Genomic DNA, 25,907 nt, shown 5'->3' with positions numbered 1-25,907 from the left:
GCACAGGGCCGGACTTGTCATCCGACGGCGCGATCCGCCGGGAGACCTGGTTCCGCCCTCTGTCGCGTTGCCTCCGCCGGCGCCCGCCGGCGGCGCATGTGCAGCACGGTCTGCGCGCCGAAGGTGACCAGGAGGTTGGGGATCAGGGCGATGAGCCCCGTATCGACGGTGCCGACGTCCGGACCGCCGAAGGTCAGCCAGGCGAGCGCGGCGACCCCTGTCAGGATGCCGAGCAGCGCCGGACCGGCGGCGAGGCGGTTGCGTGCGGCGAGCGCCATCACCGTCGCCGGGGCCAGTTGCGACAGGCCCCCGTAGGTGAGCAGCAGCAGATTGGCGAGGATGTCGGGGCGGGCCAGGCCGAGGACGAGCGCCAGCCCCGAGGCGAACACGACGCACGCATGGTTCACCCGCAGCCGGGCGCGCTCCCCCTCGGCCGGTACGAGATTGTGGGAGACGAGGGTCGAGATCCCCATGACGATCGCCGCGGACGGCACCATCGCCGCCGCCGCGGCGGCGACCGCCACCAGACCCACGAGCCAGCCGGGAAGAGTGTGGTGGGCGAGGGTGAGCAGCACGCTGTTCCCGGCGGCGCCGGGGGAGAGGGCGAGAACTCCGGCGAATCCGACGATGATCGGTACCGCGAGCGCCACCTGGTACAGCGGCAGCCAGACATAGTTCGAACGCAACGCCCGGCTGCCGCGCGCGGACAGGACCGCCGGCCACAGGTGCGGCATGGTGTTGAAGCCCGCGCCGATCCCGCTGATGAGCATGGCGGTGGTGAACCACGTCCGGTCGAACTCACCGTGGTGAAGCGTCAGCAGGTCCGGGTGGAGGTCCTGGACGACGCTGAAGAGATGGCCGATGCCACCACCCGCGGCGGCCGGCACCGCGATGAGCAGCACGATCAGGGCGAGCACCATCAGGACGTCCTTGAGGTAGGCGGCGCGGGCGATGCCGCGGATGCCGGACCACAGGACGAACGCGACGGTCAGCGCGGTCGCCAGGATCATGCTCAGGTCGGCGCCGGCGCTGCTCCCGGTGGCGAGCTGGACGATCAGCCCCAGGCCGGTGATCTGCAACTGCAGATAGGGAAGGAGGAACACCGCGCCGATCACCGCCACCACCTTCCCGAGCAGGGGGCTGCCGAAGCGGTGCGCGAACATGTCGGCCTGCGTCAGATAGCCGTGGTCCCGGCCCAGCCGCCAGATCCGCGGCCCGGTGAAGTACTGGCCGATCAGGGACAGCGCCAGGTAGCCGAGTGCGTAGGTGGCGCCGACGCCGCCGCTGAAGGCGAGCCCCGCGAGCCCGAGGAAGCTGAAGGTGGTGAAGGCCTCGCCCGCCTGCAGGAACCAGGAGGTGGCGGCGGAGAAGCGCCGCTCGCCCACGGTCCACTCGCCGAGTTCGGCGCGGGAGTGCCGACGGCGGCCGCTGATGCCGACGCCCGCCACGGTGAGCATGCCGAGCAGCGTGATGAGCATGGTGGTGGTCATCGGGCCTCCTCCTCGGATTCGTCGTGGTGGGGGGCCAGGCGCTCCACGGCGGCCAGCGCGGCGGTGGTGCCGACCGTCCACAGCACGGTCCAGACCAGGACGGACGGCAGCCCGAACCACAGATGCGGGCCGTTGACGAACGGCAGGAAGGGCGTCGAGAGGAATCCGGCCACCGGCAGGGCGGCCCATGCCGTGTGACATGTGCGCGGGGAGCGCGGGGCTCTGATGAGGCTCATGGGTGCTCCGGTCGTGGGACGGTCGGCGAGGTCAGGACGTCGGAACGTCCGGGCGGCGCCGCCCGTGACGCGTGGCGGCCTCGTAGACGTGACCGGCCTGGAGGACGGCGAGATCCGCCCGCGGCGCCCCGATGATCTGCAGTCCCACCGGCAGGCCCCCCGCGGTGAAACCCGCGGGCACCGAGAGAGCGGGCACGCCGAGGACGGACAGGAGGTAGGCGGAGCGCATCCAGTCGAGATACGTCCGGGTGGGCTGCCCGGCGACCGACTGCGGGTACTCCAACTCCGCGTCGAACGGCGTGACCTGGCTGACCGGCGCGAGGAGGAGGTCGTAGCGGGAGAAGTAGTCGAGCGAGGCGAGATGGAGTCGACCGCGTGCCGTGGTGGCCCTGTGGAGGTCGTCGGTGGTCAGCCGGCGGCCCTGCTCGACGTTCCACACGAGGCTGGGCTTGAGGGCCTCGCGGTCGGTCTCCAGCAGATCGCCGAAGGCCAGGTCGAAGCTGTGCGCCCGCAGGGTACGGAAGGCTTCGTCAGCCCCCGTGAGGTCCGGGCAGGCCGCCTCGACGTGGCAGCCGAGCTCCTCGAAGACCTTCAGCTGGGGCTCCAGAACAGCCGTCACGTCCGCGTCGGCCGGGGCATGACCGGCCAGGTCGGGCGCCCAGCCGATGCGGAGTCCGCGCAGGTCGCGGTCGAGCGGCACCCGGAACGCGGCGCCCGGGGTCTCCAGGCTGACGGGGCAGCGGGGGTCCGGTCCGGCCATCGCCGACAGCAACAGCGCGGTGTCGGCGACAGTGCGCCCCATGGGCCCCGGTACGGACAGCGTGTCCCACAGGTTGCCGGCGACAGGCGCGGGGACGCGTCCGGGAGTCGGCCGCAGCCCGACCACATTGCAGAACGACGCGGGATTGCGCAGCGAGCCGCCCATGTCGCTGCCGTCGGCGAGGGGTTGCATCCCGGCCGCGAGCGATGCGGCGGCTCCGCCGCTGCTGCCGCCCGCCGAGCGCGCGGTGTCGTACGGATTGCGCGTGGTGCCGAAGACGGTGTTGAAGGTGTGCGAACCGGCGGCGAACTCGGGGACGTTGGTCTTGCCGATGCGGATGGCACCGGCCTTCTGCATGCGGTCGACCAGCAGGTCGTCCTCGCCGGGGATGTGGTCGGCGTAGAGCGGTGAGCCATGGGTGGTGCGCATGCCGCGGGTGAGGTGGGTGTCCTTGAAGGCCATCGGCAAGCCGTGCAGCGGGGGGACGTCGGCGCCCCGGGCGAGGCGTGCGTCGGCGCGCGCGGCGTCGGCGAGCGCGCCCTCGGGGTCGAGGGTGACGATGGCGTTGAGGGCCGGATTGACCTGTTCGATGCGGTCCAGGTGGGCTTGCACCACCTCCCTCGCGGAGATCTCGCGGGTGCGCAGTCGGGCCGCGAGATCGGTGGCGTCGAGCTGATGGAGGGCGTCGGTCATGAAGGGCCTCGGATGATGTCAGGGGGTTCGGGCGGGCCTCATCCTGCGGTCGCTGACGAAAGGCGTCAAGGGTGACGCTTGAGCTGACGGAAGTGGACATAGTTTCGTGCGCTGCTGACAAGTGGGCTGATCTGGGCTTTTGCTTTGACGGAAAAGTTTGATGCTTCTGAGATGTAGACGGATATGCGTCTGGCGTGCTTGCCTGATGACGGATTCGGTCAGCCGGGGCGCGTGGAGCGTCGTATCGGGGAAGGGGTACACCCGGATCGGTTCCGTCGGCGGGGTACGTCGTACGGGAGCTGTCGCGCCCGTGGGCGGGCGCACGCCGGGATGACGCGCGGCGACCTCGGAGCGCAAGTGATCAAGATCGAGGCGTCCGGTCGCGGCGAGGACACCCGCTGCGGCGACGCTCGCGGTCACCGGGCGAGCGACGGGCGGGCGGCGATGGGCGGGCGGTGACCAGGCGGGCGACGGCGCCCGAGCGCGCGCCGTCGCTCAGACCGCCGGGTCCAACTCGCCGCCGTCGGTCCCCTGCTCATCGAGAAGTTCACGCAGCACCGGGGTCGCGGCGGCGCTCCGCTTGAGCGCCTCGACGACGAGGTGGGACTGGACCGCCTCCGCGCGCGCCACCCACGCCGAGGACGTCAAGAACGTGTGCAGCGCGTCCTTGGACGGCTGGGTGACATCGACCAGCAGCTGATACTCACCCATCACCACCGCCACATACCGCACCAGCGGCGACTCCAGCAGCAGTCGCCCGACCTCTTCGACCTCATCGGGCCTGGTCCTGATCCACAGCAGTGCCTCCACCGGGAGCCCGAGAACCGCGGGCTCCACGGAGGCGCGGATGCTGACCATCCCCGACCGCGACAGGGCATCGACCCGCCGGCGGGCGGTCGCCTCCGACACCCCGGCGATGGCGGCCAACTCCTCATGCGTGCGCCGGCCGTCCTCGGCCAGCGCCTGCAGAATGCTCTGCTCCTCGGGCCCCAACTCGGTCTCCGGCGCCGCAACGGGCCCGACCGGAGCGGGAAAACGGTCCAGCGCGGCGGTCTCCTCCGCGTCCAGGATGCCCGGATGCCACTCGTGCACCGTGCGGAAGTACCGCAACACCGGCGACACATGCTGCGAGACCACCCCCGGCAGCGCCGGCAGCTCCTCCAGCATCAACGACGCCAGCCGCTCCGGCGGGCACTGCACCTCGGCCACCACATCGAGCGGCCCCGCCAGGACATAGCTGAAGACCGCGTGCTCCAACCGGGCCACCGCCGCCGCCGTCCTGCGGACCATCTTCGGCTCGCACCGCAGCCGCACGATCACCGTGTCCCCGCGCGCCACCAGGCCCGTCACCGTGACCAGTCCGCTGCCGAGCAGCCGCTGCGCCCGACGCGCGACCGTACGCTCCCGCTCCCCGAGCACCGACGCGATCCGACGCCACGAAGCGCGCCCGTCGACCTGGAGGGCGGCGATAATGCGGCGGTCGAGAGCGTCCACGTCAACAGCGGCTGGATTCACGCCCCCACCGTACCGAGTGCCACCGACAGCCACCGGAGCACCGAACCCGGGCCGGGCCCGGCCACGGGCGGACCGTCCGCTCAGGGGTTCGGTAGCGTGGCGCGCACCATGGACACTCCCACGACCATCTCCCGCGACGACGAACTGCGGCACTGGCCCGCCGACGAAGCCCAGGCCCGTGCCGTCCAGGACCGGTTGCGGCCCCACGTACGCCTCGACGAGCCCGGCCCGGAGCCGGGCTTCGACGGCACCGTCGTGGGCGTGGACGTCGCCTACGACGACGAGCGGGACGTCGTCGCCGCGGCCGCCGTCGCCCTGGACGCCCGCACGCTCGTCGTCGTCGACGAAGCCACCGCCGTCGGCAGGGTTTCCTTCCCGTACGTGCCCGGCCTGCTCGCCTTCCGGGAGATACCGACCGTCCTGGACGCCCTCGCACGCCTCACACGCACCCCCGGCCTCATCGTCTGCGACGGCTACGGGCTCGCGCATCCGCGGCGCTTCGGGCTCGCCAGCCACCTGGGGGTGCTCACCGGCCTGCCCTCCATCGGCGTCGCCAAGAACCCCTTCACCTTCCGCCACACGGCCCCGGGCGCGGAGCGCGGCGCGACCTCCCCGCTCCTGGACGACACCGGAGCGGCCGCGCCGGGCGCCGGCGAGGAGGTGGGACGCGCCCTGCGCACCCAGAAGGGCGTCAAACCGGTCTTCGTCTCCGTGGGCCATCGCGTCGACCTCGACCGGGCCTGCGCGCACACCCTCCACCTGGCGCCTCGCTTCCGCCTCCCGGAGACGACCCGGGCCGCCGACGCGCTGTGCCGCAGGGCGCTCGCGGCCGCCTGAGCGTCCCCGGGGCGGGGGGCTACTCCCCGACCACCCGGAAGGACATGCCCGCCTTCTGCAGACGTGCGGTCAGAGCGTCGCCCATCGCTACCGCGGTCGTCAGCTGGCCCGCCCGCTCCGGCAGGTCGTCGAAGGCCAGACTCAACGCCGACTCGGCGAGCATCTTCGCCGTCTCGTCGTATCCGGGATCACCGCCCGACACCTCGGTGATCAGCTTCTTGCCGCCCCCCGTGGCCACGAAGCGCACCGAGAACCAGCTCCTTGCCCGCCGCTCCGGGCTCGGCCCGTCACCCGGCTCCAGCCGCCCCGCCAGCCAGCGGCGAGCAGGCGGCACCTGGGCGATCGCGGACAGAGCCCCCGCCCCCAACGCCCCGCCCACCGCGACCGGCAGCCACCGCACCCCCGCGAAATGGCGGTAGCGGAAGTCCGGACCGTAGCGGTCCAGCGCGGCGGCCGAGCGGGCGACGACCTGCGGATCGAGGGTCGGCAGCGGCACTCCCCACGCGTGCGTCTCCGCACTCCTGACGGGCGGCCCGAACGGCGCCCGCACCGTACGCCCGGCCGGCCCCGGCTCGGCCCGCCGCCGCTCGCGGGCGGCCCGCGCCATGGCCACCGGACGCGACGCGACGGTCAGCGCGGACGCCAGAGTGCCGCCGGAGAACGTCGCGTTGGTCCGTACGAAACCGTCGATGCGCAGCGGCACGTCCGAGGGCAGCAGCCCCACGGTGAAGTGCACACCCAGGTCGGGCGGGACGGCGTCGAAACCGCAGGCGTGCACCAGGCGCGCGCCCGAGGCCCGGGCCTTGGCGTCGTACCGCAGGAACATGCGGTCGATGAACTCCGGCTCGCCGGTCAGATCGACGTAGTCCGTTCCCGCGGCGGCGCAGGCGGCGACCAGCGGCTCACCATGGAGCAGATACGGGCCGACGGTCGTGGCCAGCACACGGGTGTCCGCGGCCAGGGCGCGCAGCGACTCCGCGTCGTCGCTGTCCACCCGCAGCAGCGGGAGGTCCGCGCAGGCCGGATCGATCGCGGCCAGCCGGTCGCGCAGCCGCTGCAGTTTCTCGGTGCTGCGGCCCGCCAGCGCCCAGCGGCAGTCCGCGGGGGCGTGCCGGGCCAGATACTCGGCGGTGAGCGCCCCGGCGAAGCCGGTGGCGCCGTAGAGGACGAGGTCATGAGCTCGTCCTGAGGTGTCCTGCCGTCGCATTACGCGTCCTCTCGACCTGGAGTCGGGACCCTAGGCAGTGACTGTCGCCCCGTCAATGACGGAACCGACATGCCGGTTGGCGGCAGCGGCTCGGCAGACACCCTTGACGCCGCGTCGGTGCGGCGCCACATTCACCGAAGACATAGGACGTCCAATGTCCGGATTGCCGGGCCGACTGCCCCCTGGGCGCGGTCCCGCACGGCAGAAAGCCGGCCCGCATGCCCCTTCCCACGCGGCTCCCCACGCGGCTCCCCACGCGGCTCCCCACGCGGCTCCCCGCGCCCCTCACCGGAGTCCCTTCCCCGCTGTGCGCCCGCACCGTCCGAAGCCCTGGCGCCCTCCGGCACGGGCACCGGCGACGCGGCAATGGCCGGGCGCGGTTCCGCCGCCCTGGGGCCTTCGAATCCGCGCTGCTCATGCTCGGCGTCATCGGATCACCGGCCGGCGCTGCCCCGCAGCAGCCCCTGGACGACGCCGCGCGCCGCACCGTAAGCCGACTGCTCGAGGAGGCAGGACCGCTGTGACGACACGCCCCACGGCCACCCCCGTCAAAGCGACCCCCTGGTACCGGGAGGCGACACCGCGCCAGTGGAAGGCCATGTTCGCCGCCTGGATCGGCTACCTCCTGGACGGCTTCGACTTCGTCCTGATCACCCTGGTCCTCACCGAGATCGCCGATGAATTCCGGCTCGACACCGCCACCGCCGCCTCGCTCATCTCGGGCGCCTTCATCACCCGCTGGCTGGGTGGCGCGGTCCTGGGCGCCCTGGGCGACCGCTACGGCCGCAAGGCCGCCATGATCACCAGCATCCTGCTGTACTCGCTGGGCACCTTCGCCTGCGGATTCGCCTGGGGCTACAGCAGCCTGTTCGTCGCCCGCCTGGTGATCGGCCTGGGCATGGCGGGGGAGTACAGCGCCAGCGTGACGTATGTGCTGGAGAGCTGGCCCACCCGGCTGCGCAACCGCGCCTCGGGATTCCTGATCTCCGGCTACGCGGGCGGCACCGTCCTCGCGGCCGAGCTCTACAAGTGGGTGGTCCCGCACTGGGGCTGGCGATGGATGTTCTGGATCGGAGTGCTGCCCGTGCTGGTCGCCCTCTGGGTGCGCAGGGCGCTGCCGGAAGCCGGCGACTGGCAGGCCGAGATCGGTGCCGCCGCGGCCGGCGGCACGGCACAACGCCCGCATCCCTTCCGCCCCTTGTTCACCGGCCGCCTCCGCCCCTGGCTCAACGCCGTCCTCGCCGCGGCCGCCTCGGCCGCCCTGTTCTGCGTCTTCACCCCGGTCGGCGCGGGCCACGTCCCCTGGCTGTCGGCCGCCGCGGCGCTGTGCCTGACCGCCTTCGCCGTACAACTCGGCGGCCGCCGCGGATGGCTGTTGTACGTGTCCCTGATGGTCACGGTGTTCTGCGCCTTCCTCTACAGCTGGCCCATCCAGGCCCTGCTGCCCACCTACCTCAAGACCGAGCTGGGCTACGCGCCCGCGCAGGTCACCGACGTGATGTTCTACGCGGGTTTCGGCACCATGGCGGGCTGCTGGCTGGCGGGATTCGTCGGCGACCGGTTCGGTACCCGCCGCGCCTACGCCTGCACCCTGCTGGCCTCGCTGGCCTTCGTCTTCCCCGTCTTCGCCGTCCGGGACAACCTGGTCGGTCTCGGGGTGCTGCTCTTCGGGCTGCTGGCACTCGGCCAGGGCATCTCCGGCATCCTGCCGAAGTACATCGCGAGCCACTTCCCGACCGCGACCCGCGCCGCCTCCCTGGGGTTCGTCTACAACGTAGGGGCACTCGGCGGTGCCGTGGCCCCGGTCCTCGGCGCCCGGCTGGCCGAGGGGATGCCCTTGGGACGGGCGCTGGCCGTCCTCACCTTCGGCCTGACGCTGCTCGTCATCCTCCTGGTGGGTGGCGACGTCCCGCGGCGGCTGGCGCGGCTCCTCGACCCCGAGGCGCCGGACGACCACCTCGTGCCCGCGGCCGAAGGACCCGGCAGGACGGGGCCACCGGCCACCGGGTCACGGGCCGCCGCCGGAGAGCCGCCGGGCTCGTGAGGAAGCCTTTCCCTCGATGGCCGGGGGCGCCTCGGGGCGGTGCGCCCCCGGCCGTGCCGCCGGCGCTCACTCGGTCATGTCGTCGTGCCGCCCCAGGGACACTCCGCGCACGCCGTCCAGCTCCGTCAGCGCCTCGACCAAGGGGTGCGCCGAACCGGCCCCTTCCAGGCGGAGCAGAACCTCCGCCGAGAGCTGCTGCTCGCCCCCGCCCGTCTGCACCTGCACATCGGTCACCCGGAAGCCGCTGCCGGTGCACATCTGCAATATGCGCCCCAGCAGTCCGTGTTGGGCGCGGTAGGTCAGGCGCAGTTCCACTTCCGTGAAGGACGGCACCACCGACATCCGCTCCGACACCTTCGAGAAGCCGCGGACGATCAGGAAGTGCACCGCCGTCGCGCCGGCCGCGAGCAGCGGCAGACCGCCGCCGCAGGCCATGCCGATGGCGCAGGTCAGCCAGATGGTGGCGGCCGTGGTCAGCCCCCGGACGGCGTCCTTCTTGACGAAGATCAGGCCGCCGCCGATGAAGCCGATGCCCGACACCACCTGCGCGGCGACGCGGGACGGGTCGAGGGAGACGTCGTCCATGCCCATCAGCGCGCCGAACCCGTGGATCGACACCTCCATGAACAGCGCGCTGCCCACCCCGACGAGCGTGTGGGTGCGCAGCCCCGCACTCTTCTGCCGGGCCTCGCGCTCCAGCCCGATGAGCGAGGACAGCAGCAGCGCGATCCCCAGCTCGGTGAACTGACGCACTCCCTGACCGTGCTGGAAATCGAACAGTGCGGCGGCGAGTTGCGGCGGTGACATGGGCGCATTGTCCCTCCGTCGGACCGGTATCCGGCGCTGCGGGGGCCGTTGTCGGTGGTCGCCGTTAGCGTGGGATGCGAGGGAGCCGGTGCGAGGGAGCCGGTGCGAGGCGAGCAGGCCGCGGCGCACGGTGGCACCGCGGACGGTGCCGTACGGGGGAACGGACGTGGAGGAGCGCATGGCGAAGGCAACGGGTCCGGTGGCGGTGCGCAAGCGCGTGCGGACGTTCGCGCTGGGACTTCCAGGTGCCACGGAGGAGTTCCCTTGGGGCGAGAGCGTCATCAAGGTCAACAAAAAGGTCTTCGTGTTCCTCGGTGTCGATGACGGCAGCTATCCGCTGGGGATCACCATGAAACTCGTGAGCCCGGAGGCGCACGCCCATGCGCTGTCCTCCCCCGGTGCCGAGCCGGCGGGGTACGGCCTGGGCAGGTCGGGGTGGGTGCGGATTCCGCTGGAGGTGGCGCAGGCCCCGCGGGCTGACCTGCTCTGCGACTGGGCCGAGGAGTCCTATCGCGTCATAGCCCCGAAGAAGCTCGTCGCCGAACTCGACGGGAGGTAGGGCGCCCCGGGAGGACGCCCGCAGACGCACCGGCGCGAGGTGCGTGAAGGCCCGTGACGGCGATGGCAGTTGCACATCGCCGTCACGGGCCTTTTCCGGTGGTCGTCACTTGGCGAGGGGGGCTTGTGGAAAGTGGAACACGTTTCTTAACATCACGAGTGTTACATCAGAAGTGTCACAGTGCGGCGACCGCAGGGGGCGCGATGGCAGAGTCAGGGAACGGCCCGCTGAGCGGTGTGCGCGTCGTGGAGCTCGCGGGGATCGGCCCCGGCCCCTTCGCCGCCATGCTGCTGGCCGATCTCGGCGCCGATGTCGTCCGCGTCGACCGGCCGGGAGGCGCCGGTCTGGGCATCGATCCGGACCACGACGTCACCAACCGCAACAAGCGTTCGGTGCTGGTGGATCTCAAGAGCCCCCACGGCGTGGCGCAGGTCCTCGCGCTGGTCGAGCGGGCCGATGTGCTGATCGAGGGGTATCGGCCTGGTGTGGCAGAACGGCTCGGCGTCGGCCCCGAGGAGTGCCTGGCGCGCAACCCCCGGCTGGTCTACGGCCGGATGACCGGCTGGGGCCAGCAAGGGCCGCTCGCCGACACCGCGGGACACGACATCGGCTACATCGCCATCACGGGCGCGCTCGGCATGATCGGCCCGGCGGACGGCCCGCCCGCCATCCCCGCCAACCTCCTCGGCGACTACGCCGGCGGCTCGCTGTACCTCGTCATCGGCGTCCTCGCCGCGCTCCAGCACGCCCGCACCGACGGCGGCAGAGGCCAGGTGGTGGACGCCGCCATCGTCGACGGCACGGCCCATCTGACGGCGATGATCCACGGCATGCTGTCGGCCGGCGGCTGGCAGGACCGGCGCGGCGCGAACCTCCTGGACGGCGGCACGCCGTTCTACGGCACCTACGAGACCGCCGACGGCGGCCATATGGCGGTCGGCGCACTGGAGCAGCGGTTCTACGCCGAGTTCATCCGGCTCCTCGGCATCGCTGACGAGGTCCCCGGCCGCGACGACCTCGGCTCCTGGAGCGACCTGCGCGCCGCCATCGCCGCCCGCTTCAAGACCCGTACCCGCGAGGAGTGGACGGCGGTCTTCCAGGAGTCCGACGCCTGCGTCGCCCCCGTTCTCTCGCTGCGCGAGGCGCCCGCGCATCCGCATCTCGCGGCCCGGGGCACCTTCGTCGACCACGGGGGGATCACCCAGCCCGCCCCGGCGCCCCGCTTCTCGCTCACCCCCGGTGCGGTGCGCAGACCGCCCGCACAGCCGGGCGCCGACACCGCCGAGGTCGCACGCGACTGGCAGGTCCCCGCTCTCACCGCCGAGCCCGACCACCCGCAGAAGGACGCAGGCAGCTGATGGAACTCGCCACGACACTTCAGTACGCGGCGGACCCGCGCGAGGCGGCACTACAGGTGGCGGCCCTGGAAGGGGCCGGCCTGGACGCCATCTGGGTCGCCGAGGCCTATGGCTTCGACTCCCCGACGATCATGGGTTTCCTCGCCGCCCGCACCGAGCACGCCAAGATCGGCTCGGCGATCCTCAACGTCTACTCCCGCACGCCCGCACTGATCGCCCAGACCGCCGCCGGGCTCGACGCGGTGTCCGGCGGCCGGGCCCTGCTGGGCCTGGGCGCGTCCGGCCCGCAGGTGGTCGAGGGCTGGCACGGCAAGCCGTACGACAAACCGCTGGGCCGCACCCGCGAGACCATCGAGCTGTGCCGCCGCATCTGGCGTCGCGAGGTCATCGACCACCACGGCATCACCGACATGCCGCTGCCGGCGGAGAAAGGCGGCCGGCTCGGCAAGCCGCTGAAGATCCTCACCCGGCCGGTGCGCCCCGACATCCCGGTGTACGTCGCCGCGCTAGGGCCCGCCAACGTCCGGATGACGGCCGAGGTCGCCGACGGCTGGCTGCCCACCCTCTTCATTCCGGAGAAGGCCGCCGACGTGTGGGGCGCCCCGCTCGCCGAGGGCGCGGCCCGGCGCGATCCGGCGCTCGGCCCGCTGCAGACCGTCGCCGGCGGTCTGCTGGCCATCGGGGAGGACGCCGCGGCCGCGCGGGACCTCGCCCGCCCGACCATCGCCCTGTACGTAGGTGGCATGGGCGCCAAGGGCAAGAACTTCTACCACGACCTGGCCGCGGCCTACGGCTACGAGCGCGCCGCGGACACCATCCAGGAGCTCTACCTCGCCGGGAAGAAGCGGGAGGCCGAAGCCGCCGTACCGGACGAGCTCTGCGAGCTGATGTCGCTGTGCGGGCCCGAGGGCTACGTCCGCGACCGCATCGCCGCCTTCCGGGAGGCGGGCGTGACGATGCTCAACGTCCACCCCGTCGGGCCCGAGCCCGCGAAGCTGATCGAGACCGTCAAGAACTGGCTCTGAGGAGGGCCCGTACACATGAAGCGCCAGATCTTCACCGAGGACCACGCGGCCTTCCGTGAAACCGTACGCACCTTCCTCGCCAAGGAGGTGACGCCGCACTACGAACAGTGGGAGAAGGACGGCATCGTCAGCCGGGGCGCCTGGCGGGCGGCCGGCCGGCAGGGGCTGCTGGGCCTGGCCGTGCCCGAGGAGTACGGCGGCGGCGGGGAGCGCGACTTCCGCTACAGCGCCGTGCTCGCCGAGGAGTTCACCCGGGCCGGCGCCGCGGGGCTCGCCGTCGGCCTGCACAACGACATCATCGGCCCGTATCTGACGACCCTGGGGACCGAGGAGCAAAAGCGCCGCTGGCTGCCCGGCTTCTGCAGCGGCGAACTCATCACCGCCATCGCGATGACCGAACCGGGCGCCGGCTCCGACCTCCAGGGCATCCGCACGGCCGCCGAGGACCTCGGCGACCACTGGCTGCTCAACGGCTCCAAGACCTTCATCTCCAACGGCATCCTCGCCGACCTCGTCATCGTCGTCGCCAGGACGACGCCGGAGGGCGGGGCCCACGGCCTGAGCCTGCTGGTCGTGGAGCGCGGCATGGAGGGCTTCGAGCGGGGCCGCAACCTCGACAAGATCGGTCAGAAGTCGCAGGACACCGCGGAGCTGTTCTTCCAGGACGTGCGGGTCCCCAAGGAGAACCTGCTCGGTGAGATCAACGGCGCCTTCGTCCATCTGATGACCCATCTCGCGCAGGAGCGGATGGGCATCGCGGTGGCCGCCATCGCCGGCGCGGAGCACCTCCTGGAGATCACCAGCGCTTACGTCAAGGAGCGCGAGGCGTTCGGCCGGCCGCTGGCCAAGCTCCAGCACATACGGTTCGAGATAGCCGAGATGGCCACCGAGTGCGCCGTCACCCGTGCCTTTCTCGACCGCTGCATCGCCGACCACTCCGCCGGCGAACTGGACGCGGTGCACGCCTCGATGGCCAAGTGGTGGGCCACCGAACTGCAAAAGCGCGTCGCCGACCGGTGCCTGCAACTCCACGGCGGCTACGGCTACATGGCCGAGTACCGCGTGGCCAGGGCCTTCACCGACGGCCGCATCCAGACGATCTACGGCGGGACGACCGAGATCATGAAGGAGATCATCGGCCGCTCCCTCCTCGGCTGACCCGCCCAGGCCGGCCCCACCCGCTGCGAATGCCCCACCCTCATGCGAAAGGCTGCTTGACTTGAGTACCGAAGCGTACGTATACGACGCGATCCGCACCCCTCGCGGCCGCGGCAAGGCCAATGGCGCGCTGCACGGCACCAAGCCCGTCGACCTCGTCGTCGGCCTCATCCGCGAACTCCGCCGCCGCTTCCCCGAGCTGGACCCGGCCGCCATCGACGATGTCGTACTCGGCGTGGTCAGCCCGGTCGGGGACCAGGGCTCGGACATCGCCAAGGTCGCCGCGATCGCGGCCGGCCTGCCCGATACTGTCGCCGGCGTCCAGGAGAACCGCTTCTGTGCCTCGGGCCTGGAAGCCGTCAACATGGCCGCCGCCAAGGTCCGTTCCGGCTGGGAGGACCTCGTCCTGGCGGGCGGCGTCGAGTCGATGTCCCGCGTCGCGATGGCCTCCGACGGCGGTGCCTGGGCGATGGACCCGATGACCAACTTCGAGACCAATTTCGTCCCGCAGGGCATCGGCGCCGACCTCATCGCCACCATCGAGGGCTTCTCCCGGCACGACGTGGACTCCTTCGCCGCGCTCTCCCAGGAACGCGCCGTCGAGGCATGGAAGGACAACCGCTTCGAGCGCTCGGTCGTGCCCGTGCGCGACCGCAACGGTCTGGTCGTCCTCGACCGCGACGAGCACATCCGGCCCGGCACCACCGCAGAATCGCTGGCCGGCCTCAAGCCGTCCTTCGCGATGATCGGCGAGGCCGGCGGCTTCGACGCGGTCGCCCTGCAGAAGTACCACTGGGTCGAGAAGATCGACCACGTCCACCACGCGGGCAACTCCTCCGGCATCGTGGACGGTTCCGCCCTCGTCGCCATCGGCAACGCCGAGGTCGGCAAGCGCTACGGCCTCGCCCCCCGGGCCAGGATCGCCGCGGCCGCCGTCTCCGGCTCCGACCCGACGATCATGCTCACCGGGCCCGCACCGGCCGCCCGCAAGGCCCTCGCCAAGGCCGGCCTGACCATCGACGACATCGACCTGGTCGAGATCAACGAAGCCTTCGCGGCGGTCGTGCTGCGCTTCGCCAAGGACATGGGGCTCCCGCTCGACAAGATCAACGTCAACGGTGGCGCCATCGCCATGGGCCACCCCCTCGGCGCCACCGGCGCGATGATCCTCGGCACCCTCATCGACGAGCTGGAGCGGCAGGACAAGCGCTACGGCCTGGCCACCCTCTGCGTCGGCGGCGGCATGGGTATCGCCACCGTCATCGAGCGCCTCTGACCGCCCCGCCCCACCCCCTTACGGAGAAGCCACAGTGAGCGAGCCCACTGCACCGTCGACCATTCGCTGGGAACAGGACGAGACCGGCGTCGTCACCCTGGTCCTGGACGACCCCGACCAGTCCGCCAACACCATGAACAGCGCCTTCAAGGCCTCCCTCACCGCGGTCGCCGACCGCCTGGAGGCCGAGAAGGACAGCGTCCGCGGCGTCATCTTCACCTCCGCCAAGAAGACCTTCTTCGCCGGCGGCGACCTGCGCGACCTCATCGCCGTCACCCCCGCCCAGGCCCAGCAGGTCTTCGAGGCGGGCAACGGCATCAAGCGCGACCTGCGCCGCATCGAAACCCTCGGCGTGCCCGTCGTCGCCGCCATCAACGGCGCGGCGCTGGGCGGCGGTTACGAGATCGCGCTGGCCTGTCACCACCGCGTCGCCCTCGACACCCCCGCCACCAAGATCGGCCTGCCCGAGGTCACCCTCGGGTTGCTGCCCGCGAGCGGCGGCGTCACCCGTACCGTCCGGCTGCTGGGCATCGCCGACGCGCTGCTGAAGGTGCTCCTCCAGGGCACTCAGTACAACGCCACCCGCGCCAAGGACGCCGGCCTCGTCCACGAGGTCGCGGCCACCCCGGAGGAGTTGCTCGCCAAGGCCCGCGCCTTCGTCGACGAGCACCCCGAGTCCCAGCAGCCCTGGGACGTCAAGGGCTACCGCATCCCGGGCGGCACCCCCGCCCAGCCGAAGTTCGCGGCCAACCTCCCGGCGTTCCCCGCCAACCTCAAGAAGCAGGTCAACGGCGCGCCGTATCCCGCGCCGCGCAACATCCTCGCCGCGGCCGTCGAGGGCTCCCAGGTCGACTTCGAGAACGCCCAGATCATCGAGGCGCGGTACTTCGTCGAGCTGGTGACCGGCCAGATCTCCAAGAACATGATCCAGGCGTTCTTCTTCGACCTCCAGGCGGTCAACTCCGGGGCCAATCGCCCCAAGGACATCGAGCCCCGCCCGGTCGAGAAGGTCGCCGTCCTCGGCGCAGGCATGATGGGCGCGGGCATCGCCTACTCCTGCGCCAAGGCCGGCATGCAGGTCGTCCTCAAGGACGTCACCGCCGAGGCGGCGCAGAAGGGCAAGGCGTATTCGGAGGGCATCCTCGCCAAGGCACTGGCCCGGGGACGCACGACCGAGCAGAAGCGTGACGAGCTGCTGGCGCGCATCACTCCCACCGCCGACCCGCAGGACCTCGCGGGCTGCGACGCCGTCATCGAGGCGGTCTTCGAGGACGTCTCACTCAAGCACAAGGTGTTCCAGGAGATCGAGCAGATCGTCGCCCCCGACGCCCTGCTGTGCTCCAACACCTCCACCCTGCCCATCACCGCGCTCGCCGAGGGGGTCGAGCGCCAAGAGGACTTCATCGGGCTGCACTTCTTCTCGCCGGTCGACAAGATGCCGCTGGTGGAGATCATCAAGGGGGAGCGGACCGAAGACGCGGCGCTGGCCCGCGCCTTCGACCTGGTCCGCCAGATCCGCAAGACGCCGATCGTCGTCAATGACTCGCGCGGCTTCTTCACCTCCCGCGTCATCGGCCACTTCATCAACGAAGGCGTGGCGATGATCGGCGAGGGCCTCGACCCGGTCTCCGTCGAGCAGGCCGCGGCCCAGGCCGGCTACCCGGCAAAGGTGCTGTCCCTGATGGACGAGCTCACCCTCACCCTGCCGCGCAAGATCCGCCGGGAGAGCCGGCGGGCGGTCGAGGAGGCCGGCGGCAGCTGGCAGGAGCATCCGGCCGACGCCGTCATCGACCGGATGGTGGACGAGTTCGAGCGCACCGGCCGCAGCGGCGGCGCCGGGTTCTACGAGTACGACGAGGACGGCAAGCGGGCCCGCCTGTGGCCGGGCCTGCGCGAGCACTTCACCCGGCCCGACGCCACCATCCCGTTCCGCGACATGCAGGAGCGGATGCTGTTCTCCGAGGCACTGGACACCGTCCGCTGCTTCGAGGAGGGCGTCCTCACGTCCGTCGCCGACGCCAACATCGGCTCCATCTTCGGCATCGGCTTCCCTGGCTGGACCGGCGGCGTGATCCAGTACATCAACGGCTACGAAGGCGGGCTGCCCGGCTTCGTCGCGCGCGCCCGTGAGCTGCAGGCGGCCTACGGTGACCGCTTCGCGCCGTCCGCGCTGCTGGTGGCCAAGGCCGAGAAGGGCGAGAAGTTCAGCGACTGACCGTGTGCGGGGGCGGTCCGTCGCGGCCCGCCCCCGCTCACCCTTCACCGGCGCCGAACCACTCCCGCAGCTCCTCCTTCATCGAGCGCTGGAACGCCGTGACCAGCGCCTGCACCACCATCGGCTGCATATGGGCGGAGAGCGACTTCATCCGCGCCCTCTCCTCCGCGGCCGGGGCACCGTCACGGGACGGCTCCCACACCTCGTCCTTGAAGAGCCGGCCCAGCTCGCGCGCCGCGGAGCGGGTGTGCTCGATGACGACGGTGCGCGCGGCGAGGATCGTCTCCAGCGCGATGGGCACGTCGAGCAGCCGCGTCCCCAGATGCAGCAGCCCCGGATCGACCTGGAAGACCCGCGGGTCATCGGTCCGTACGAGCACGCTCATGGCCGCCAGCCGGTCCACGTCCTCCTCGGTCAGCTCCCGGCCGACCCGCCGCTCCAACTGCTCCCGGGTGACGTCCTCCGCCGTGTCCGGGATCCAGCCGGCCACCAGGGCGCGGTGAATGGCCAGGTCCTGCGCGCTCAGATCGGGCGGCAGCTGCTGCAGGTAGCGCTCGATCGCGGAGAGCGTCATGCCCTGGTGCTGGAGTTCCTCGATGAGCGCCAGCCGGGAGAGGTGGTCGGGGCCGTAGCGGCCGACGCGTCGCGGGCCGATCTCGGGCGGCGGCAGCAGCCCGCGCGTGCTGTAGAAGCGGATGGTGCGGACGGTGACTCCGGCGCGGGCGGCCAGTTCGTCGACCGTCAGGTCGGTGGCGGACTCCATCATGTTCAACAGTATTGCTGTCTCACCACTGCTGTGAAACCTTCCGCGCTGCTCGGCTCCGGACTTCGATGCGCCGATCGCGCCGCCGGGCGGACTCGGCGCCCCCGGACGCACGTCGAGCCGGACCCGGCGACACGCCTCAGCGAGGACGAGTCGCGCTGTCCGGATATGCAGCGATCTTTCCGGCAACCGACGCCGATCTGCGGATCAAATACGGACAAATGTACTCAGCTCACAGCGCGGAGACGCGCCCTGTGATCTTGCCCACAGACGGGGGAGCGCTCTTCGGGGAAGGTGTGCCGTCGGCCGACTTCGCGCGATCCGCGGAAACCGGTCCTGGCACCAGCGCCTGTCCGAAAGCGAGATGAACCAGCAGTGAGCACAGAAACCCTCACGGAGGAAGCCCACAGGCCACCGGACGGGGGGAACGGGTCGCAGCAGGATGCCGGCGACGCGGGCTACAGCAAGGGCCTCAAGGGTCGGCACGTCAACATGATCGCCATCGGCGGTGCCATCGGAACCGGCCTGTTCCTGGGCGCCGGCGGCCGTCTGCACTCCGCAGGACCGGCGCTGGCCGTCGCCTACGCGGTCTGCGGCCTCTTCGCCTTCTTCGTCGTGCGGGCCCTGGGCGAGCTGGTCCTGCACCGCCCGTCCTCCGGATCCTTCGTCTCCTACGCCCGCGAGTTCCTGGGGGAGAAGGGCGCCTACGTCGCCGGCTGGATGTACGTGGTGAACTGGTCGACCACCGGTATCGCCGACATCACCGCGATCGCGCTCTATACGCACTACTGGAGTCTGTTCACCGACATCCCGCAGTGGGTGATGGCGCTGATCGCCCTGGCGGTGGTGCTCACGGTGAACCTGATCTCGGTGAAGATCTTCGGTGAGCTGGAGTTCTGGTTCGCGATCATCAAGGTCGCGGCGCTGGTCGTCTTCATGTTCATCGGCATCTTCCTGCTGGCGACCCAGCACCCCGTGGACGGACACACGCCGGGACTGGATCTGCTGACCGACAACGGCGGCCTCTTCCCGACCGGTCTGCTGCCGGTGGTGATCGTGCTCCAAGGCGTGGTCTTCGCCTACTCCGCCGTCGAGCTGGTCGGTGTGACCGCGGGCGAGACCAGCGAGCCGGAGAAGGTCGTGCCGAAGGCCGTCAACTCCATCATGTGGCGGGTGGGCGTCTTCTACGTCGGCTCGGTGATTCTGCTGACGCTGCTGCTGCCGTGGAACAAGTACGTCGACGGCGAGAGCCCCTTCGTCACCGTGCTGTCCAATGTCGGTGTGCCGGCGGCGGGCGACGTGATGAACCTCGTCGTGCTGACCGCGGCGATGTCGAGCCTGAACTCGGGCCTGTACTCGACCGGCCGCATTCTGCGCTCCATGTCCATGGCGGGCTCGGCTCCCAAGTTCGCCGGACTGATGAACCGCAGCCAGGTGCCGTACGGCGGCATCATGCTCACCTCCGCGGTGTGTGTGCTGGGTGTCGGGCTCAACTACGTCGTCCCGGGCAAGGCGTTCGAGATCGTCCTGAACATCGCGGCGCTGGGCATCATCAGCACCTGGTGCACGATCATGATCTGTCACATGGTCTTCGTGCGACGCTCGAAGGAGGGCAAGGTCCAACGGCCGCGCTTCCGCCTTCCGGGCACCCCGGTCACCGATATCGCCACCATCGCGTTCCTGCTGGGCGTGATCGTGCTGATGTGGTTCGACGACGGTGTCGGGCGGCAGACCGTGCTGCTGATCCCGGTCATTGGGCTGGCGCTGATCGGCGGCTGGTTCGCGGTGCGCGGCCGGGTGAACCGCATCGCCGAGGAACGCCGTCTGACGAAGTAGCCGCCCAGCGGCGGACCTGAGGTATCAGGGCGGCCGCGGATGCCCACCGAGGCGTCCGCGGCCGCCCTTTCGTACGCCGGTCTGCTCATCCCCGGCGACAGTCGCCGGTGAGCCCCCGTGCCGAAGAACGGCTTGCAGTGCGTCGGCCGCGCAGGAAGCGACGAGCGGCTGATGGACTGGGCCCAGGCCATCGGACAGTTGGCTGTGCGGGCCCAGGGTCCGCCGCCGGCGCCGCGCGCGCCCGGACGGTGGGGCGCGCGTGGCTCAGCGGCTGGTCAGCCGCCGATCAGCGGGTAGTGGTCGGACAGGTTGGTGTAGGTGTAGTCCTTGCCCCAGCTGGAGACCGTCCAGGGCGCGGATTCCTCCTTGACCACGTCGTTCTGCCACGAGGCGGGCCGGGCATGGCCGTTGCGGTGCAGGACGTAGTCCAGGTCTTCGCGAGGGTCCGTCGGGTAGCGGTCCTTCGCGATCGAGTTGTCCTGGGTGTCGAAGGAGTACGGGTGGCCCGTGCGGGTGTCGGCCGGAGCCAGGTCGGCATTGGCGAGCAGCGCGTCGTACTCGCCGCTGTGGGAGTCGATGTTCAGGTCGCCGGCGACCATGACCTCCTCGTCGGCCGGGATGTTCTTGGCGTCCAGGAAGGCGTCCACCTCCTTGAGCTGCTTGGCGCGGTCCGCGGCCGCCTCGCCCGTCGCGCACCCCGAGTCGGTGGACTGGGTGTGCGTGCCGACCACGTGCACCTTGGCGCCGCCCACGTCCAACACGGCATACACGAAGCCCTTGTTGGAGTAGGAGTCCGAGCCGCAGGCGTCCTTGTAGATGTACTGCTCCTTGCGGAGGACCGGCCACTTGCTCAGCAGAGTCACCCCGCCGTCCTCGGGGGTGAGGGCGGAGTAGGCGCCGCCGGTGGCGTCCCAGCCGTCCTTGCTCCGGCCCACCACCGGAGTCTGGTGGGGGTACTGCGCCGCGGCGCGGGACTTCAGTGCCTCGGAGGAGGAGTTGTCGAACGCCTCCTGGAGTACGACGACGTCCTTGCCCTGGAAGAAGTCCGCAGCGGGAATCGCCTGCGCGCGGTGGTCCTGGCCCCAGTTGGGGTAAAGGTTCTTGCTCATGAGGAAGGCGTTGTACGTCAGCACCTTCATGTGGGGGGCCGTGGCGGCCGACGCGGTGGGGCACCCGGCGAGGGTGACGGCGGCGAGGGCTGCGGCTATCCCGGCGGCCCGGGTCGTGCGCGACGCGGAGAGCGACACTGAATCTCCCGATGGGGGTTGGGGTGTGATCCGGCGACGCTCATCAAACCAGCTGCGGTTACCTCGGGGTAACCATGGGGTGGAGGCGGGATGGACCGCGCGACCCCCGCGCACCGTTACCGCCCCGCCCGGGCGCGCTGCCCGGCCTGGGAAGGGGCCGTATCATTGCTCATACCATGAAAGCGGTGCAAAGCGGGCCGATATCCCGGCCCCCCGGACCGGTTCCCCCGCCGCCAGGCGGCGTGCTCTGGTCCCTGGTCGGGGACATCCGCGTCCTGCTGACCCTGCCCGCCGCGCTGACGATGCAGGTCGCCCATCCCGCGGTGAGCGCGGGCGTGGACGAGCACTCCGTGTTCCGCACGGACCCGTGGGGTCGCGGCGAGCGCTCGCTGCTCTCGCTCCAGCTGTGGGTGTACGGCGGGCCGGGAGCCATGGAGGAGGGACGTCGACTGCGGCGGCTGCACAAGACGATCCAGGGGACCGACGCGCACGGCAGGAAGTACCACGCGCTCACCCCGGACCACTACGCCTGGGTCCACGCCACCGGCTACCCGGTCTTCCGGCACGCGCAGAACTACCTGGGCCGCCCCTTCACCCAGGCCCAGGAGCGGCAGCTGTACGCGGAGTGGCTCCGGGTCGGCCGGGTCCTCGGGATTCACGACCGTGACATGCCGCAGACGATCGAGGCGTTCTGGCCGTACTACCGCGGCGTCCTGGACAACGAACTCGAAAAGACGGTCGTGGTGCGGGAGTTGATCGCCACCGACCTGCCGCTGCCGGTCCCGGACCGCGGCCCCGTGGCGCTGCGGACGCTGCTCCGGCTGAGCTGGCCGGCGCTCCTGCCGCTGCTGGTCCGCTTCCGGCGCTTCGTCACGATCGGCCTGATGCCGCCGGACGCACGCGACGCGATCGGCCTGGAGTGGACCGAGAGTCAGGAACGCCTGCTGCGTCGCTTCGGCCGGGTCGTCCGTGTCGTGGTCCCCGTACTGCCGGAGCGGCTACGGTTCCTGCCCACGGCGCGCCGGGCCCGCCGGGCGGCGCGGCGGGAGCGCGCCGCCGCCCGATGACCGCCGCCCGATGACCGCCGCACGACGACCGCCGCCGCGAAGGAGAGCGTCCTCCGCGGCGGCGGGTGGGCAATGCGGCGGCGCCGCGCGCCGGCTACCGGGTCAGTGGCCGTGGATGTCGTGCGTGGCCGCGATCTTCCGCCAGGACGCGGGCTCCGCGACATGCTTCGCCTGCGTGCCGAACGCCTGCTTCGCCGCCCCCGCGGACGGCTTGGACGGCTGGAACAGCCAGGTGTCGAAGAACGCGGTCAGAGACGTGCCGGACTTCTTCTCCGCGAACCGCACGAAGTCGGCAACCGAGGCGTTGCCGTACTTGTTCTCGGTCGGCCAGGACTTCAGGAGGTCGAAGAAGACCTGGTCGCCGACCTTGTTGCGGAGCGCCTGGAGCGTCAGCGCGCCACGGTCGTAGACCGCGCCGTCGAACTGGTTCTCCGCCCCCGGGTCGCCCGGCTTGACCGTCCAGAAGGCGTCATCGGCCGGGTGCTGGGCGTAGACGTAGTCGGCGAGTTCCTGAGCGGTGCCCTCGCCCTCCTTCTCCGACCACAGCCACTGGCTGTAGGCGGCGAAGCCCTCGTTGATCCAGATGTCCTTCCAGTCCTTGAGGGACACGCTGTCGCCGTACCACTGGTGCGCCAGCTCGTGGACCACGACGGAGACGTTCGTGCCCCGGTCGAAGGCCTTCTTCCCGTAGAAGGGGCGGGTCTGGGTCTCCAGGGCGTACCCCGCCGGCACGTTCGGCACATAGCCGCCCACCGCGTTGAACGGGTAGGCGCCGAAGACACTCTCCAGCCACTCGGTGATCTCGGTGGTGCGCTCGATGCTCGCCCACGCCGATCCCGTATTGGCGCCCAGGTCCTTGCTGACGGCGTTGATCACCGGCAGGCCGTTCGCGGTCTTGTCGGTGGTGACGTCGAACTTGCCGACCGCGAGCGTGGTCAGGTACGTCGCCTGCGGCTTGTCGGAGCGCCAGTTGTAGCGCGTCCAGCCGAGCTTGGAGGACTGCGAGGCCAGCACGCCGTTGCTGAGCGCCTGGGTGCCGTCGGGGACGGCGACCGAGATGTCGTACGTCGCCTTGTCGGTGGGGTGGTCGTTGCTGGGGAACCACCACACGGCGGCGTCCGGCTCCTGCGCCACCACGCCGCCGTCCGGCGTACGGGCCCAGGCGCTGTAGCCGTCGATCTTCAGCTCCGAGGGCTTGCCGGCGTAGCGCACGACGACGCTGATCTGCGCGCCCTTCGCCAGCGGCGTGGCCGGGGTGACCTCCAGCTCGTGCTTGCCGGAGCTGGTGTAGGCCGCCTTCTTGCCGTTGACCCGGATCTCGCTGACCTTCAGGCCGAAGTCCAGGTTGAAGCGGGAGAGGTCCTGGGTGGTCCGGGCGAGCAGCGTCGCCGTGCCCTCCAGCAGGTCCGTCTTCGGCTGGTACTTCAGACGCAGGTCGTAGTGGGAAACGTCGTATCCGCCGTTTCCGCTCTCGGGGTAGTAGGAGTCGCCCACACCCGGAGCGCCGGGCGTGCTGTGCAGATCAGCATGGCCGGCCGCCGATGCCGGGATCGCCAGCATCAGGCTGAGCGCGGCCGCGCCCGGGACGAGGAGTCTGTGACGCACGAGTCCTCCAACTCGTAGGGGAGATGGATCGCTTCAGACCCTATGTACTCAGTGGGTCACCGTCATGCACATGGCCACATCTGACACATGACCGACATGAAGCGTCTGCCGTCGCCGGCGCCCCTTCCGTCCCACCTCTGACCTCTGTCACCGACTGCACATTCCTCGTCACACGCACCCTTACGCGCGGGAGTTGAGCCGCGCTACCGTCCGCCAGTGACGATTCGTGCGCGGGTCCCCCGCATCCCCTGGAAGGCCCTCGCGGTGGCGGCCGTCGTCGCCCTGCTGTCCGCTCTGATCGGCCCGACCGCCGCGCAGGCCGCACCCGGCGAAAGTACGCCGGTCTACTCCTACGACGGCGCGATACGCGAGTCGGTCTGGGTGGACACACGGCTCGACGGCGACGCGGACGGGAGGACCGACCGGGTCGCCGTCGACATCGTGCGCCCGGCCGAACCCGCGCAGCAGGGCCGCAAAGTACCCGTGATCATGGACGCCAGCCCCTATTACTCCTGCTGTGGGCGCGGCAACGAGAGCCAGAAGAAGACCTACGACGACCGGGGCAGGCCGGTCGGGTTCCCGCTCTACTACGACAACTACTTCGTGCCGCGCGGCTATGCAACGGTCCTCGTCGACCTGGCGGGCACCAACCGCTCGGACGGCTGTGTCGACGTCGGGGGCCGCTCCGACATCCGCTCGGCGAAGGCCGTCATCGACTGGCTGAACGGCAGGGCCCGCGCCTACGACGCACGCACCGCCGGACATCCCGTCGCCGCCGACTGGTCCAACGGCCGTACCGGCATGATCGGCAAGAGCTGGGACGCCACCATCGCCAACGGCGTCGCCGCCACCGGCGTGAAAGGGCTCAAAACCATCGTCCCCATCGCCGGCATCTCCTCCTGGTACGACTACTACTTCGCCAAGGGAGCCCCGCTCTACGACTCCGGCCCGGACGGTCTGGCGGACTACGTCGACAGCCCCGAGGCGCGCGAACGCTGCGCCGCCGTACAGCAGCGGCTCGCCGACGGCGCACCGCGCAGCGGCGACTGGACCGGCCTGTGGACCGAGCGCGACTACGTTCCCGACGCGGGCAAGGTGCGCGCGAGCGTGTTCCTCGTCCACGGGATGCAGGACCTCAACGTGCGCACCCGGCACGCCGGCCGGTGGTGGGACGCCCTCGCCCGGCACGGCGTCGAGCGCAAGATCTGGCTCTCCCAGACCGGGCACGTCGACCCCTTCGACTTCCGCCGTACGGACTGGGTGCGCGCCCTGCACCAGTGGTTCGACCACTACCTGATGGGCTACGACAACGGCATCGACCGCGCCCCGATGGCGGACATCGAACGCGCCCCCGGCCGCTGGACCACCGATGCGCGGTGGCCCGCGGCGGGCACCACGGCCACCACCCTGCGGCCGCGCAACGGCACCTCGCCCGGCGTCGGTGTCCTGGGCACCGAGCCCGCGCCGCAGGGGTCGACCGCGGTGTTCACCGACGACCCGGAACTGAGCGAGGCCGACTGGGCGGCCCATATCGATGAGTCGACACCTGCCAAGGCCGGGTTCGCCACCGGCCCGCTGAGCGCACCCCTGCGACTGTCCGGCGCCGGCAAGGTCACGGTGACCGCCACCCCCAGCACCTCGACCGCCCACCTCTCGGCCGTCCTGGTGGACGTCGGTCCCGACACCATCCGCGACTACGCCGCCGACGGTGAGGGCATCACGACCCTCGGCACGCGTACCTGTTGGGGCGCCGGCACCACCGGCGACACCGGCTGCTTCAAGGAGACCGAGGCCGACACCAGGAAGGTGGCGCACACCGTCTTCAGCCGTGGCTGGGCCGACCTCGGCAATTACGCCGACGACCACAAGGGCCGGCCGCTCACCCCCGGCAAGCCCTACACGATCACCCTGGACCTGGCCGCGAGCGACCACGTCGTGCCCGCGGGGCACCGTCTCGCGCTCATCGTGGCCGGCACCGACGCGGGTCTGATCGATCCGCCGGCTTCCCGGCCGCGGCTCACCCTCGACCTGTCCCGCACCACCGCCGAACTGCCGCTCACCGGCGGGGTGCCCGCCCTCGCACGGGCCACGGCCGGTGCCCCGCACCCGGCCCCGGAGCCGGCAGCACCGCTCCGGGGAATCGCCCCGCCGCGCACGGCCACCCCGGTGCCGTCCGCCCGATGACCGGCCGGGCCGCCCCGCCCCGTGG

Annotated in this window: 20 protein-coding genes; 11 read left to right on the top strand and 9 right to left on the bottom strand. The window is 71.1% G+C overall.

Annotation, left to right across the window (positions count from 1 at the left end; all coding sequences use genetic code 11):
* Positions 1–17: 17 nt before the first annotated feature.
* The 4 genes from ACH4FH_RS08375 to ACH4FH_RS08360 form a co-directional block, all read right to left on the bottom strand.
* On the bottom strand, positions 18–1,490 hold the full coding sequence (locus ACH4FH_RS08375; protein WP_398554971.1) for a sodium:solute symporter: 1,473 nt from the start codon (positions 1,488–1,490) through the stop codon (positions 18–20).
* A complete protein-coding gene (locus ACH4FH_RS08370; protein WP_398554970.1) occupies positions 1,487–1,726 on the bottom strand; it encodes a hypothetical protein in 240 nt (79 codons plus the stop codon). The genes ACH4FH_RS08375 and ACH4FH_RS08370 overlap by 4 nt, the downstream gene beginning before the upstream one ends.
* Before the next feature lie 31 nt (positions 1,727–1,757).
* On the bottom strand, positions 1,758–3,179 hold the full coding sequence (locus ACH4FH_RS08365; RefSeq protein WP_398554969.1) for an amidase: 1,422 nt from the start codon (positions 3,177–3,179) through the stop codon (positions 1,758–1,760).
* Positions 3,180–3,674: 495 nt separating this feature from the next.
* The gene (locus tag ACH4FH_RS08360) at positions 3,675–4,694 is read right to left on the bottom strand and encodes an Lrp/AsnC family transcriptional regulator (protein WP_398554968.1); all 1,020 of its coding nucleotides are present in this window, start codon (positions 4,692–4,694) and stop codon (positions 3,675–3,677) included.
* 108 nt (positions 4,695–4,802) lie between these two features.
* Here ACH4FH_RS08360 and ACH4FH_RS08355 point away from each other — a divergent pair, with 108 nt between their 5' ends.
* Positions 4,803–5,531, top strand: a complete 729-nt coding sequence (locus ACH4FH_RS08355) for an endonuclease V (RefSeq protein ID WP_398554967.1) — start codon at positions 4,803–4,805, stop codon at positions 5,529–5,531.
* A 19-nt stretch (positions 5,532–5,550) separates the two neighbouring features.
* On the opposite strand, the gene ACH4FH_RS08350 is transcribed toward ACH4FH_RS08355, so the two are convergent.
* Entirely contained in the window at positions 5,551–6,738 is a 1,188-nt protein-coding gene (locus tag ACH4FH_RS08350) for a saccharopine dehydrogenase family protein (protein WP_398554966.1), read from the bottom strand.
* A 520-nt stretch (positions 6,739–7,258) separates the two neighbouring features.
* On the opposite strand from ACH4FH_RS08350, the gene ACH4FH_RS08345 reads away from it, so the two are divergent.
* Complete coding sequence (locus ACH4FH_RS08345; RefSeq protein ID WP_398554965.1) at positions 7,259–8,782, top strand: sialate:H+ symport family MFS transporter; 1,524 nt, start codon at positions 7,259–7,261, stop codon at positions 8,780–8,782.
* A 66-nt stretch (positions 8,783–8,848) separates the two neighbouring features.
* Here ACH4FH_RS08345 and ACH4FH_RS08340 read toward each other — a convergent pair whose 3' ends face one another.
* Complete coding sequence (locus ACH4FH_RS08340) at positions 8,849–9,589, bottom strand: MgtC/SapB family protein (RefSeq protein WP_398554964.1); 741 nt, start codon at positions 9,587–9,589, stop codon at positions 8,849–8,851.
* Between the two features lie 178 nt (positions 9,590–9,767).
* On the opposite strand from ACH4FH_RS08340, the gene ACH4FH_RS08335 reads away from it, so the two are divergent.
* The 6 genes from ACH4FH_RS08335 (at position 9,768) to ACH4FH_RS08310 (ending at position 17,180) form a co-directional block, all read left to right on the top strand.
* Positions 9,768–10,148 (top strand): MmcQ/YjbR family DNA-binding protein, encoded by a 381-nt coding sequence (locus tag ACH4FH_RS08335; RefSeq protein ID WP_398554963.1) that lies wholly within the window; start codon positions 9,768–9,770, stop codon positions 10,146–10,148.
* Positions 10,149–10,351: 203 nt separating this feature from the next.
* Complete coding sequence (locus ACH4FH_RS08330) at positions 10,352–11,506, top strand: CaiB/BaiF CoA transferase family protein (RefSeq protein WP_398554962.1); 1,155 nt, start codon at positions 10,352–10,354, stop codon at positions 11,504–11,506.
* Positions 11,506–12,531 (top strand): LLM class F420-dependent oxidoreductase, encoded by a 1,026-nt coding sequence (locus ACH4FH_RS08325; RefSeq protein WP_398554961.1) that lies wholly within the window; start codon positions 11,506–11,508, stop codon positions 12,529–12,531. Before ACH4FH_RS08330 ends, ACH4FH_RS08325 begins: the two co-directional genes overlap by 1 nt.
* A 15-nt stretch (positions 12,532–12,546) precedes the next feature.
* Positions 12,547–13,689, top strand: coding sequence for an acyl-CoA dehydrogenase family protein (locus ACH4FH_RS08320; protein ID WP_398554960.1), 1,143 nt, complete (start codon positions 12,547–12,549; stop codon positions 13,687–13,689).
* 61 nt (positions 13,690–13,750) lie between these two features.
* A complete protein-coding gene (locus ACH4FH_RS08315) occupies positions 13,751–14,965 on the top strand; it encodes an acetyl-CoA C-acetyltransferase (RefSeq protein ID WP_398554959.1) in 1,215 nt (404 codons plus the stop codon).
* Between the two features lie 34 nt (positions 14,966–14,999).
* The gene (locus ACH4FH_RS08310; protein WP_398554958.1) at positions 15,000–17,180 is read left to right on the top strand and encodes a 3-hydroxyacyl-CoA dehydrogenase NAD-binding domain-containing protein; all 2,181 of its coding nucleotides are present in this window, start codon (positions 15,000–15,002) and stop codon (positions 17,178–17,180) included.
* A gap of 37 nt (positions 17,181–17,217) precedes the next feature.
* Here ACH4FH_RS08310 and ACH4FH_RS08305 read toward each other — a convergent pair whose 3' ends face one another.
* A complete protein-coding gene (locus ACH4FH_RS08305; RefSeq protein WP_398554957.1) occupies positions 17,218–17,946 on the bottom strand; it encodes a MerR family transcriptional regulator in 729 nt (242 codons plus the stop codon).
* Positions 17,947–18,318: 372 nt separating this feature from the next.
* On the opposite strand from ACH4FH_RS08305, the gene ACH4FH_RS08300 reads away from it, so the two are divergent.
* Complete coding sequence (locus tag ACH4FH_RS08300; RefSeq protein WP_398554956.1) at positions 18,319–19,779, top strand: amino acid permease; 1,461 nt, start codon at positions 18,319–18,321, stop codon at positions 19,777–19,779.
* A gap of 275 nt (positions 19,780–20,054) precedes the next feature.
* Here ACH4FH_RS08300 and sph read toward each other — a convergent pair whose 3' ends face one another.
* Positions 20,055–21,026 carry a sphingomyelin phosphodiesterase gene (sph, locus tag ACH4FH_RS08295; protein WP_398554955.1) on the bottom strand — a complete coding sequence of 324 codons (972 nt, stop codon included), beginning with the start codon at positions 21,024–21,026 and terminating at the stop codon, positions 20,055–20,057.
* 242 nt (positions 21,027–21,268) lie between these two features.
* Between sph and ACH4FH_RS08290 the strand changes: the two genes are divergently transcribed.
* Complete coding sequence (locus ACH4FH_RS08290; RefSeq protein ID WP_398554954.1) at positions 21,269–22,093, top strand: oxygenase MpaB family protein; 825 nt, start codon at positions 21,269–21,271, stop codon at positions 22,091–22,093.
* Between the two features lie 102 nt (positions 22,094–22,195).
* On the opposite strand, the gene ACH4FH_RS08285 is transcribed toward ACH4FH_RS08290, so the two are convergent.
* On the bottom strand, positions 22,196–23,698 hold the full coding sequence (locus ACH4FH_RS08285; RefSeq protein ID WP_398554953.1) for a M1 family metallopeptidase: 1,503 nt from the start codon (positions 23,696–23,698) through the stop codon (positions 22,196–22,198).
* A 216-nt stretch (positions 23,699–23,914) separates the two neighbouring features.
* Here ACH4FH_RS08285 and ACH4FH_RS08280 point away from each other — a divergent pair, with 216 nt between their 5' ends.
* The gene (locus ACH4FH_RS08280) at positions 23,915–25,882 is read left to right on the top strand and encodes a Xaa-Pro dipeptidyl-peptidase (RefSeq protein WP_398554952.1); all 1,968 of its coding nucleotides are present in this window, start codon (positions 23,915–23,917) and stop codon (positions 25,880–25,882) included.
* Positions 25,883–25,907 lie beyond the last annotated feature (25 nt).

This window comes from Streptomyces sp. NPDC017993 (assembly GCF_044328065.1).
Classification (GTDB): domain Bacteria; phylum Actinomycetota; class Actinomycetes; order Streptomycetales; family Streptomycetaceae; genus Streptomyces.
This window is presented reverse-complemented; position numbering and strand designations above follow the sequence as displayed.

What these genes read in the sequence shown, in the direction of transcription:
- ACH4FH_RS08375 (WP_398554971.1), bottom strand. Translation starts at nt 1,490, where the DNA reads ATGACCACCACCATGCTCATCACGCTGCTCGGCATGCTCACCGTGGCG.
- ACH4FH_RS08370 (WP_398554970.1), bottom strand. Translation starts at nt 1,726, where the DNA reads ATGAGCCTCATCAGAGCCCCGCGCTCCCCGCGCACATGTCACACGGCA.
- ACH4FH_RS08365 (WP_398554969.1), bottom strand. Translation starts at nt 3,179, where the DNA reads ATGACCGACGCCCTCCATCAGCTCGACGCCACCGATCTCGCGGCCCGA.
- ACH4FH_RS08355 (WP_398554967.1), top strand. Translation starts at nt 4,803, where the DNA reads ATGGACACTCCCACGACCATCTCCCGCGACGACGAACTGCGGCACTGG.
- ACH4FH_RS08350 (WP_398554966.1), bottom strand. Translation starts at nt 6,738, where the DNA reads ATGCGACGGCAGGACACCTCAGGACGAGCTCATGACCTCGTCCTCTAC.
- ACH4FH_RS08340 (WP_398554964.1), bottom strand. Translation starts at nt 9,589, where the DNA reads ATGTCACCGCCGCAACTCGCCGCCGCACTGTTCGATTTCCAGCACGGT.
- ACH4FH_RS08335 (WP_398554963.1), top strand. Translation starts at nt 9,768, where the DNA reads ATGGCGAAGGCAACGGGTCCGGTGGCGGTGCGCAAGCGCGTGCGGACG.
- ACH4FH_RS08330 (WP_398554962.1), top strand. Translation starts at nt 10,352, where the DNA reads ATGGCAGAGTCAGGGAACGGCCCGCTGAGCGGTGTGCGCGTCGTGGAG.
- ACH4FH_RS08325 (WP_398554961.1), top strand. Translation starts at nt 11,506, where the DNA reads ATGGAACTCGCCACGACACTTCAGTACGCGGCGGACCCGCGCGAGGCG.
- ACH4FH_RS08320 (WP_398554960.1), top strand. Translation starts at nt 12,547, where the DNA reads ATGAAGCGCCAGATCTTCACCGAGGACCACGCGGCCTTCCGTGAAACC.
- ACH4FH_RS08305 (WP_398554957.1), bottom strand. Translation starts at nt 17,946, where the DNA reads ATGATGGAGTCCGCCACCGACCTGACGGTCGACGAACTGGCCGCCCGC.